Here is a 10,008-nt window from a genome sequence, read left to right on the forward strand (position 1 = left end):
CGCCGGGCGTGGGCGCGGCGGCGCCGGGCGCGGGTTGCGCGGCGGGCTGCTGGGGATTGGATTGGCCGGCCGCCGGCTGCGCTGGCGTGCCGCTCGACGGCGCGGGCGCATCCGCCGTCCACAGCGGCGCACGGCCCTGCACCGCCGGGGCGGTTTCAGGATACTGGGCCAGCAGGGCCAGGATGGCGCGGGCGGTGGTGCCCAGCGTGGTGGGGGCCGAGGCGGTGGTGTCGCTGCTGGTGACCAGGCCGCGCGCGGCCAGCGCCAGCGCGGCGGCGGTCTTGGCATCGATAACGGTGGCCGGGCGATCGCCGCGGGCGCCGCCCGTCTGTATGCCTTGGCGCGGATCGCGGTTGGAGCCGTCGGCCGAGCCGGGCTTGTCCAGGTTGCCGGGCTGGCTGACCGCATCCGGCCGCGCGCCCGACACCTGGTTGGCGCTGGCGGCGGACATCGTCGTGCCAAGCACGGCATCCAACCGCTGCACCAGGACGTTGCCGAGTGCCGCGGGACCCACGCTCATGCTTCAGGCGCCTGGTAGCCGTAGGCCGAGAGCAGGGTCTGCTGGCGCTTCATGCGCCCCAGCAGCTCGCCCAGCCGGGCCAGTTGCGGCAACGCCAGATCGCGCGTCATCGCGTCGTTCTCCAGGATGCGCACCAGCAGGTCGTATTTCATGGCGCGGCCGGCCTCGTCCAGCGGCGCCGTCGGCTCGGCCATGCGCAGGCGTTCCACCAGTTCGCAGTACTGCTGGCCATGCGCCATCGCCGTATCCCAGTCACCGGCCTGCGCGGCCGTCAGCATTTCGCCCGTGATGAGGGCTATCTCCTGGTAGTGTTCCAGAATAGGGGAGGTGTACTGGGTAAGGGACGTCATGGAAATCTCGGGCGTTCGATGGCGGGCTGGATTTGTGTTTCTGGGCCATCAGGGCTGCGTTACACCAGCCGGTCGGTCGATGGAAGTCTGCCAAGCCTCGGCCAGATCCGCCAACAGGCGGTCGGCGATGTCGAGTTGCTCGGGATCTGCTTTCAGATTTGCCGTCAGCAGGGTGCGGACGATGTAATCGTAGAGCCGGGCGAGGTTGGCGGCGATGTCGCCGCCGGCCTCCATGTTCAACCCGGTCTTCAAGCCTTCATCGACGATCTTGATCGCTTTCGAGATGGCCGCGCCGCGCTCGGCGACCCGGCCTTCCTGCAGGTGGATGCGCGCTTGCCCGATCGCCGCCCGCGCACCCAGGTACAGCAGGGTGATCAGCCGCTCGGGACTCGCGCCCAGCACCTGGGTTTCCAGGCCGATATCGGCGTAGGAGCGGACGGATTGAGACCCTGTGGGGCGGCGGGCGGCGTAAGTCATTAATGCATCTTCTACAGGTTATTTGCTCGATTTGTTCATCGCCGCAAATTGTTGGGTCAGGTAGTTGGCGGTGGTCTGCATCTGCATGTAGAACTTGTCCAGCGCCACGAAGCGCGTGCGCATCTGGTCGATTTCCGCGTCGCTGGCGGCCTTGGCGCGCTTTTGCTGGGCGTCCAGGTCGCTCATCGTCTTGGCCAGGCCGTCGGTACGCGTCTTGAGCGAGCCGGTGCTGCCCAGGACGTCCTTGAAGGCGGCCTCGAAGTTCTTGGCCACGCCATTGTCGCCGGTCAGCAGTTTGGTCACGTCGCCGGGATTGCTGGTCAGCGCCTTGTCCAGCTTGGTCTGGTCGAGTTTGAGCTGCCGCGTCAGAGGGTCCGTGGTGATGCCGAGGTCGGCCAGGGAGCGGACGGTGCCTTCGCCAAGCACGGCCTGCAGCGCGCCGGTCACCGAGGACTGGATCGAGCGCGTGGTGCCGTCGCCGGTCAGCGGCTGGTTGGTGGCCGCCTTGGCGTCGAAGGCCGTCAGGTTCTTGATGGTCGTTTGCAGTGCGTTATAGGTCTTGACGAAGTCCTGGATGGCCTTGTTGGCGACCGACGTGTCGGACTCCAGCTTGAGCGTGATCGGCTTGTCGGTCGCGGTCTTTTCGGTCAGGTTCAGCGTGACGCCGTCAATGACGTTGGCGACGTTGTTCGAGCCGCTCTTGACGGCGAGGCCGTTGATGGTCAGCAGGGCGTCTTCAGCCTTGGTATTGGCCATCCCGGTGGTGGAGCCATCGGCGGCGGTGCTGAAGCTGAGGATATCCTTGAGCGACTGGTCGCCGGTGACGGTGATGTTCTTGACCGAGGCCTGGACGCCGGTGTCCTTGGCGGTCAGCATCAGGTAGTTGTTGCCGTTGCCGTCGTTGATGACGGTGGCGCGCAGGCCGGACTTGTCGTCGGCGTTGATGGCCTTGACGATGCCATTGAGCGAGGTGTCGCCCTTCAGGTCGATGGTGCGCTTGGTGCCATTGGCCAGTTCGACCTCGAACGAGCCGGTGTCGCCATGCTTGGCGGTGCGATCGGCAACGGCGCCGGACTGCAGGCTCTGGGCACGGGCGAGGTTGTTCACTTCGATGACGTATTGGCCCGCGACGGCGCCCTCGGCGGCCACGGTGGCCGTCAAGGCGGTGCCGCCGGTGACGCTGCCCTTGATGGCAGCCATCGTCTCGGTCTTGCCCAGCACGCCGGCCGACTTCTGCAGGGCTTCCAGCGCGCTTTGCAGCTGCGCGTAGGCGTCAATGCGGGTCTTGTAGCTGGCGGCGCGGTCGGTGTAGATCGAGAGCTTCTTGTCCTCGGCGGCCTGCAGGTCCGACAGGATCTTTTCCAGGGGCAAGCCGGAAACCGAACCGAGGTTAGTGATAGAGGCCATGTGAAATTCCTTCCTAGCGATGCGATTCTGTCAAAAATAGGGTGCCGGCGATTGACCGGGTAAGGGCATAAGGCGGGCCTAATTCAATGCTTCCGGCATCGATTGGCGCCAAAACAGGCACGGCGGAAAATATCCGGTGCCATATCAAGCCGTGGTTTTGATGCCGTTTCCTTGCATGTTGACGATCATTTTGGCGATCTTCAGTACGGCTTCACTCGGGATGGTGCGGATGACGTCCCCGGATTTCGCGTCCACCACCGACACCACTACCTGGTGCACGTCGGGATCGACCTCGAACTGCAATTGGGTGGACCAGGCCTTCATCTGTTCGTTGATCTCGTCGAGCGCCTTTTCCAGCGGCAGCTTCTGGGAGGTCGACTGCTCCGATGTGGCGGTGTCGGCGCCACCGCTCTGGCTGCCGGCGGCCGGCGGTGCGACGGTCACCGACGGATCGGCGGTGACCGGCACGGGCGCCGCCGGCGCGGGCGCGAACGTAGCGGGGGCTAAGGGGGTTACGGCCATGATCACTCCAACGGCGATGAGGGCGTCTCGGAGGAACGCGCTGTTTTCAGGGAATTCTCAGCTACGATTACGGCAGTCCCGCAGGGAACTTTAGGGCCCGGCGCGGACGGTTGTTTCATGTGCTAACAAGTTGGGAACGGGCAATGAGTGTCAAGACGGCGCTGCGAGTCATCGAAATCATCGAAACCTATGCCCGGGAGAAGCGCGCACTGCCCCTGTCTGAACTGGCCCGGCTGCTGGACGTGCCGGTGTCGAGCTGCCTGGCGCTGATCCGAACCCTGACCGGTCTGGGCTATCTCTATGAAACCGGCCGCCGCCAGGGCTATTACCCGACGGGCCGCCTGCTGGCGATGGCGCAGCGCATCGCCCGCGCCGACCCGGTGCTGGACCGGGTCTACCCGAGCCTGGTCGAACTGCGCGATGCCACCCGCGAAACCGTTGTATTCGCCAAGCTGACGCAGGATGGCCGGGTGGTCTATCTGGACGTGCTGGACTCGCCCCATACGATCCGATACGCGCCGGTTGCCGGCGAGTTCAAGGACGTACACGCCAATTCGCTGGGCAAAGCGCTCATGTCGCTGATGGACGAGCCGGCCCGCGACGCGCTCCTGGCCGCCACGCCGTTGACGCGCTACAACGACCGCACGCTGGTCACGCGCGAGGCGGTATTGCAGGACATCGACCGGTCGCGCCAGCGCGGCTGGTTCATGAACAGCGGCGAGTCGATTCCCGACGTGGGTGCCATCGCCTGGCCGGTGACGCTGTCAGGCGAGCATTACGCCATCTCGGTGGGCGGACCGATCTACCGGATCGAGCCGTGCCAGGAAGAGTACGCCCGCATTCTGCGGGCGGCCTGCACGGGGCTGGAACAGCAGTCCTGAGGCGGTCCGGGGTGCCCCGGCAAGGCGTCGGCCGGGCGGAAGGCGCGCCGGCCGCGCGCTGGGCAGGCGCCTCAATAGGACTTCGGCAGGCCCAGCACCTTTTCCGCGATGAAGCACATGATCAGCTGCGGGCTGACCGGCGCGATGCGCGGGATGAAGCTCTCGCGCAGCAGCCGTTCCACGTGGTATTCCTTGGCGTAGCCCATCCCGCCCAGCGTCATCACCGCCGTCTGGCAGGCGTTGTAGCCGGCCTCGGCCGCCAGGTACTTGGCGGCGTTGGCGGCCGGGCCGCAGGGCTGGCCGGCGTCATACAGGCTGGCGGCCTTGAACACCATCAGGTCGGCCGCCTCCAGTTGCATCCAGGCCTGCGCCAGCGGGTGCTGGATGCCCTGGTTCTGGCCGATGGGCCGGCCGAACACCTTGCGCTCGCCGGCATAGCGCACCGCCCGCTCCAGGGCGGCGCGGCCGATGCCCACCGCCTCGGCGGCGATCAGAATGCGTTCCGGGTTCAGGCCATGCAGGATGTATTCGAAGCCGCGGCCTTCCTCGCCGATGCGATCGGCGACCGGAATCCGCAGGCCGTCGATGAACAGCATGTTCGAATCCACCGCCTTGCGGCCCATTTTCTCGATCTCGCGCACTTCGACCTTGGCGCGGTCCAGGTCGGTGTAGAACAGCGACAGGCCCTGGGTCGGCTTGGCCACGTCCGCCAGCGGCGTGGTGCGGGCCAGCAGCAGCATCTTGTCGGCCACCTGGGCGGTCGAGATCCAGATTTTGCGGCCATGCACCACGTATTCGTCGCCCTCGCGCACGGCGCGGGTGCCAAGCTTGGTGGTGTCCAGGCCGGCGTCGGGCTCGGTCACCGCGAAGCAGGCCTTCTCGCGGCCCGAAATCAGGGGCGGCAGCCAGCGGGCGCGCTGCGCGTCGTTGCCGAACACCACCACCGGGTTCAGGCCGAAGATGTTCATGTGCACGGCCGAGGCCCCGGTGAAGCCGGCCCCCGAGGCGGCGATGGTCTGCATCATCAGGGCGGCCTCGGTCATGCCCAGGCCGGCGCCGCCATGCTCTTGCGGCATGGCGATGCCGAGCCAGCCGTCGCGCGCCAGGTCCGCGTGCAGGGGCTCGGGGAAACCGCCTTCACGGTCGCGTTCCAGCCAGTACTCGTCCGGATAGCGTTCGCAGATGCGCGACACGGCATCGCGCAAGGCCAGTTGGTCGGGGGTGAATTCGAAGTCCATCAGTGGGTTCCGTCCTGGGTGATGCGATGGGTGAAGAGGGCGTCGATGGCCGTGTCGTCGTAACCGGCTTCGGCCAGCACTTCGCGGCTGTGCTGGCCCAGTGTCGGCGCCGGGCGGCGAATAGCGGTCGGCGTGCCCTGGTAGCGGCCGAGCGGGGCGGGGGTGCGCAGGCGGCCTTCGGTGGGATGGTCGTGGCGCTGCACGAAACCGGTGGCCGCCAGGTGTTCGTCCTCCAGCAGATCGTCCACCGTATAGAGCTGCGAGGCCGGGATGTCGGCGTCCGCCAGCGCCCGCAGCCAGTCCTGGCTGGAGCGGGTGCGGATCACGTCGGCCACGAATGCGTAGACCTCGTCGATGTGCGCGGCGCGCGCGCCGTGGGTGTGAAAGCGCGGATCCTGGCCCAGTTCGGGTTGGCCGATCAGGGCGAAGAAATTGCGCCAGTGCTTGTCGTTGTAGATCAGCAGGCAGATGTAGCCGTCGGCCGTGGCGTACGGGCGGCGGTGCGGCGCCAGCAGCCGCGCGTAGCCGGTGGGGCCGAGCGGTGGCTCGAAGGTCGCCCCGCCCAGGTGGTCGCCCAGTACCAGGTGGGCCATGCCTTCGAACATGGGAATCTCCACCTGCTGTCCCTGGCCGCTGGCCCGCGCATGCAGCACCGCGGACACCAGCGCGATGCCGACGTGCAGGCCGACCGCCCGGTCGGCCAGCGTCAGCGGCGCGTAGCGCGGCACGTCACCGCTCTGGCGCGCCGCCAGCGCCGCGATGCCGGTCTGGCCCTGGATCAGGTCGTCATAGGCGGGACGGCCGGCGTAGGGGCCGGCCTCGCCGAAGCCGTACGCGCCCAGGTAGACGATGCGCGGATTGCGCGCCGCCACCGCCTCGTACGACAGGCCCAGCCGGGCCATGGCCTGGGGGCGGATGTTGTAGAGCAGGGCGTCGCAGCTCTCGGCCAGGCGCAGGCAGGCCTCGCGGCCCTCGGGGGTTTTCAGGTCCAGCACCACGGAGCGCTTGTTGCGGTTCAGGTGGAGATACAGGTGCCCCATGCCCGGATTGCGCATGGGGCCGACGGCGCGCATGTTGTCGCCCGCCGGCGATTCGACCTTGATGACGTCGGCGCCGAGGTCGGCCAGCACCTGGGTGGCATAGGGGCCCATCACGACCGAGCTGAGGTCGAGGATGCGCACGCCGGCAAGGGGGCCGGCGGCCTGCGGGGCGGCTGCGTGGGGCATCGTCATTGCTGCTCGATCCCCGCGTCGCGGATCAGCTTGCCCCACAGGTCGCGCTGTTCGCCGACGAACTGGCCGAAGGCTTCCGGCGAGCTGGAGAAAGCGTCAAAGCCCAGGCCCGCCAGGCGCTTGCGCACGTCGGGCTTGGCCACCACCTGCTTGATGGCGTCGTTGAGCTTGGCCACCACCTCGGGCGGCAGGCCGGCCGGGCCGAAATAGCCGTTCCAGGAGTTCAGGTCGAAGTCCGGCACGCCCGACTCGGCCATGGACGGCAGGTCCGGCACGATGGCGCTGCGCTCGGCCGTGGACACGGCCAGCGCCCGCAACTGGCCGGACTGCACGAACGGCAGGCCAGACGCCAGGTCGGTGAACATGAAGTCGACCTGGCCGCCGACCACGTCGGTCAGCCCCTGGGGCGTGCCTTTGTAGGGCACGTGCAGGATGTCGATCTTGGCGCGGTTGGCCAGCGTGGCGCCCGCCACGATGCCGGTGCTGTTGCCGCTGGCGTAGGTGATGCGGCCCGGATGCTGGCGCGCGTCGGCCACCAGGTCGGCCACGCGCTTCCAGGGCCGCTTGGGATTGGCCACCAGGATGAAGGGCAGGTTGCCGCCACGCGCGATGGGGGTGAAGTCCTTGACCGGATCGTAGGGAACGTTCTTCATCAGCCAGGGGGCTGCCGAATGCGAGGTGTTGGTGGTGACGAACAGCGTGTAGCCGTCAGGTTTGGCGCGCGCGACGTAGCTGGCGGCGATGGTGGCGTTGGCGCCGGGCTTGTTCTCCACCACGATCTGCTGGCCAAGGATGGTCGACAACTCGGCGCCGAAGATGCGGCCGACCGCGTCGGTGCCAGAGCCGGCAGGGAATGGCACGATCAGCGTGATGGGTTTGTTCGGATAGTCCGCGGCGTGGGCCGCGGGCAGGGCCAGCAGGCTGGCGCCGCCGATCAGGGCGGCTCCCAACAGGCGTGGAAGTTGCATGGTTTGTCTCTCCAGATGGTGGGAAACCGGGCGCGGCTTCTGCGGCCGCTGTCCGGGGATGCCGGGGACCCCGGCGCCTCAGGCGCCGGCGTTGGGCGCGGGGAAATCGCGGATGACGCGGTCGGGGGATTCCTCGTAGGGCGGCGTGTAGATCACCAGCAGTCGGGCAGGCTCGTCGCTGGTCACGGTGAATACGTGCGGAATGTCGGGCGGGAAGTAGCAGCAGTCACCGGGTCCCATGTCGGCCCATTCGTCCTGGACCTGGGCGCGGGCGGTGCCGGACAGCAGGTAACAGACCTGTTCGATGCCGGGATGGGCATGCGGCAGCGCGCCTTTGCCTTTTTCGATCTCCCCCAGCAGCACCTCCACGCCGCGCGCGCCCACGGTGTCGGGGCCGATCAGGCGGCGGTTCAGGGTGCCGGTGTGGTTGGCCGGGTGATAGCCGGGCACGTCGGCTTCGCGGATCAGCCAGGCCGGGGTTTTCTGCTGCGTCATGTCGCCTTCCTTTTGAATTCTCATATGTGAATTTATTTTTACGTATGAGAAAAACATCGGCAAGCGGTTTTTCCCGAGAACCCGTGCCGCGCCCTGGGGGATTAGGGAAAACACCGGGCGCGCGCTGCTAAAATCCGCGGTTGTTCACCTTTTCGATGCCGTCATGCCTTCTGCCCTCCCGCCCGCCGCCGGTGCTTCCCTGTCCGTCTGGCTGCAGTACCTGGAATCCATCCACGCCACCGCGATCGACATGGGCCTGGAGCGCGTGCGGGAAGTGGCGGCGCGCATGAACCTGGAACTGTCCGGCGTGAAGTTCGTGGTCGGCGGCACCAACGGCAAGGGCTCGACCTGCGCCATGCTCGAAGCCATCCTGCTGGCGGCGGGCTACAAGGTCGGCCTCTACACCTCGCCGCATCTCATCGATTTCAACGAGCGCGCCCGCGTCAACGGCCAGATCGCCTCGGACGAGGCCCTGATCGAGCAGTTCGCCGCCGTCGAGGCCGCGCGCGGCGAGGTATCCCTGACGTACTTCGAATTCACCACGCTGGCGATCCTGCGCCTGTTCTCGCAATCGCGGCTGGACGCGGTGGTGCTGGAAGTGGGCCTGGGGGGGCGCCTGGACGCCGTCAACATCGTCGACGCCGACTGTGCCATCGTCACCAGCGTGGACCTGGACCACATCGAATACCTGGGCGACACGCGCGAGAAGATTGGCTTCGAGAAAGCCCACATCTATCGCGCCGGCCGGCCGGCCATCTGTGCCGACCCGGTGCCGCCGCAGTCGCTGCTCGATTACGTCGCGCAGATCGGCGCCGACCTGTGGCTGTTCAGCCGCGACTACAACTATTCCGGCGACCGTCAGCAGTGGGCCTATGGCGGGCGCGAGCAGCGCCGCAGCGCGCTGGCGTATCCGGCGCTGCGCGGCGCCAACCAGCTGCTGAACGCCTCGGCCGCGCTGGCCGCGCTGGAATCGGTGCGCGACCGCCTGCCGGTGCCCCAGCAGGCCGTGCGCCAGGGGTTGCTGCAGGCCTCGCTGCCTGGCCGCTTCCAGATCCTGCCGGGCCAGCCGACCGTGATCCTGGATGTGGCCCACAATCCGCACGCCGCCGCGGTGCTGGCCCAGAACCTGGACAACATGGGTTTCCATCCGTACACCTACGCGGTGTTCGGCATGCTCAACGACAAGGACCTGGCCGGCGTGCTGGCCAAGCTCGGCACCCGCATCGACCACTGGTTCTGCGCCGGCCTGCCCGGGCCGCGCGGTGGCACCGGCGAGCGCCTGGCCGAGCAGGTGGCCGCCGGCTTGCCGGCGGCGCCGGCCGGGGCCGAGGCGCCGGGTGTGTCAGCCTACGCGGATCCCGCCCAGGCCTTCGCCGCGGCGCGCGAACGGGCGAGCGAGAATGATAGAATCGTGGTGTTCGGATCATTTCTCACCGTGGCCTCGGTTTTGCAGTCTCTGGGTCGCAAGGCGTAGGTAAAGCGGCATAGGCAAAACCGGGTGCAGCGTCGTGGCGGTTTGCCGCCATACCCGCAAATCCGCCGCCGCGAGGCGCCGCAAGGAATTCTCTCCCATGGGTTTTTTCAAACGCAAAGATCCTGCCGACCAGGCGCAGCCCTCCAAGCGAGCGGCGGTGCCCAGCGAGGTCCAGGCGGCGGAGTTGCGCGGGCGCGCCCGGCGCCGCCTCGCCGGCGCCATTGCGCTGGTGCTGGCTGCTGTCATCATCCTGCCCATGGTCCTGGACTCCCAGCCGACGCCCGTCGCCGATAACATCCCCATCAAGGTGCCGGAACGCAACACGCCGTTCCAGCCGCAGGTGAGCGAACCACAGGCCGCCGCGCCGGCCACGCCGACGCCGGGCGCCGCGCCCGCCGATCCGTCGGCCGTGCAGACGCCGCCGCCGCTCACCTCGGCCCAGCC

At 67.8% G+C, this 10,008-nt stretch carries 10 protein-coding genes and 2 pseudogenes; 3 read left to right on the top strand and 9 right to left on the bottom strand.

Features of this window, described 5'->3' with window-relative positions:
* From HV742_RS31740 to HV742_RS31760, 5 genes and pseudogenes are all read right to left on the bottom strand, one after another.
* Nucleotides 1-520 (bottom strand): annotated as a pseudogene (locus tag HV742_RS31740) (flagellar hook-length control protein FliK); the annotation flags it as partial.
* The gene (locus HV742_RS31745; protein ID WP_175147262.1) at nucleotides 517-870 is read right to left on the bottom strand and encodes a flagellar protein FliT; all 354 of its coding nucleotides are present in this window, start codon (nucleotides 868-870) and stop codon (nucleotides 517-519) included. The pseudogene HV742_RS31740 and the gene HV742_RS31745, both read right to left, overlap by 4 nt.
* A gap of 48 nt (nucleotides 871-918) precedes the next feature.
* Nucleotides 919-1,347: a flagellar export chaperone FliS gene (gene fliS, locus HV742_RS31750; protein ID WP_063584319.1), complete on the bottom strand. Its 429-nt coding sequence runs from the start codon at nucleotides 1,345-1,347 to the stop codon at nucleotides 919-921.
* Nucleotides 1,348-1,365: 18 nt separating this feature from the next.
* Nucleotides 1,366-2,754, bottom strand: a complete 1,389-nt coding sequence (gene fliD / locus HV742_RS31755; protein ID WP_100502565.1) for a flagellar filament capping protein FliD — start codon at nucleotides 2,752-2,754, stop codon at nucleotides 1,366-1,368.
* 144 nt (nucleotides 2,755-2,898) lie between these two features.
* Nucleotides 2,899-3,276 carry a flagellar protein FlaG gene (locus tag HV742_RS31760; RefSeq protein ID WP_049074301.1) on the bottom strand — a complete coding sequence of 126 codons (378 nt, stop codon included), beginning with the start codon at nucleotides 3,274-3,276 and terminating at the stop codon, nucleotides 2,899-2,901.
* A 143-nt stretch (nucleotides 3,277-3,419) separates the two neighbouring features.
* Here HV742_RS31760 and HV742_RS31765 point away from each other — a divergent pair, with 143 nt between their 5' ends.
* Nucleotides 3,420-4,157 (top strand): IclR family transcriptional regulator, encoded by a 738-nt coding sequence (locus HV742_RS31765; protein ID WP_054416211.1) that lies wholly within the window; start codon nucleotides 3,420-3,422, stop codon nucleotides 4,155-4,157.
* 71 nt (nucleotides 4,158-4,228) lie between these two features.
* On the opposite strand, the gene HV742_RS31770 is transcribed toward HV742_RS31765, so the two are convergent.
* The 4 genes from HV742_RS31770 to HV742_RS31785 form a co-directional block, all read right to left on the bottom strand.
* Complete coding sequence (locus HV742_RS31770; RefSeq protein WP_049074296.1) at nucleotides 4,229-5,395, bottom strand: acyl-CoA dehydrogenase family protein; 1,167 nt, start codon at nucleotides 5,393-5,395, stop codon at nucleotides 4,229-4,231.
* Entirely contained in the window at nucleotides 5,395-6,627 is a 1,233-nt protein-coding gene (locus HV742_RS31775) for a CaiB/BaiF CoA transferase family protein (RefSeq protein WP_054416210.1), read from the bottom strand. The genes HV742_RS31770 and HV742_RS31775 overlap by 1 nt, the downstream gene beginning before the upstream one ends.
* Nucleotides 6,624-7,595 carry a Bug family tripartite tricarboxylate transporter substrate binding protein gene (locus tag HV742_RS31780; RefSeq protein ID WP_175147263.1) on the bottom strand — a complete coding sequence of 324 codons (972 nt, stop codon included), beginning with the start codon at nucleotides 7,593-7,595 and terminating at the stop codon, nucleotides 6,624-6,626. Before HV742_RS31780 ends, HV742_RS31775 begins: the two co-directional genes overlap by 4 nt.
* 78 nt (nucleotides 7,596-7,673) lie before the next feature.
* Nucleotides 7,674-8,090, bottom strand: a complete 417-nt coding sequence (locus HV742_RS31785) for a cupin domain-containing protein (protein WP_175147264.1) — start codon at nucleotides 8,088-8,090, stop codon at nucleotides 7,674-7,676.
* A gap of 163 nt (nucleotides 8,091-8,253) precedes the next feature.
* Between HV742_RS31785 and folC the strand changes: the two genes are divergently transcribed.
* Nucleotides 8,254-9,564, top strand: coding sequence for a bifunctional tetrahydrofolate synthase/dihydrofolate synthase (gene folC / locus HV742_RS31790; protein ID WP_175147265.1), 1,311 nt, complete (start codon nucleotides 8,254-8,256; stop codon nucleotides 9,562-9,564).
* 97 nt (nucleotides 9,565-9,661) lie between these two features.
* A pseudogene (locus HV742_RS31795) lies at nucleotides 9,662-10,008 on the top strand (SPOR domain-containing protein); the annotation flags it as partial.

It is taken from the genome of Achromobacter ruhlandii, from assembly GCF_902859695.1.
Classification (GTDB): Bacteria; Pseudomonadota; Gammaproteobacteria; order Burkholderiales; family Burkholderiaceae_B; genus Achromobacter; species Achromobacter ruhlandii.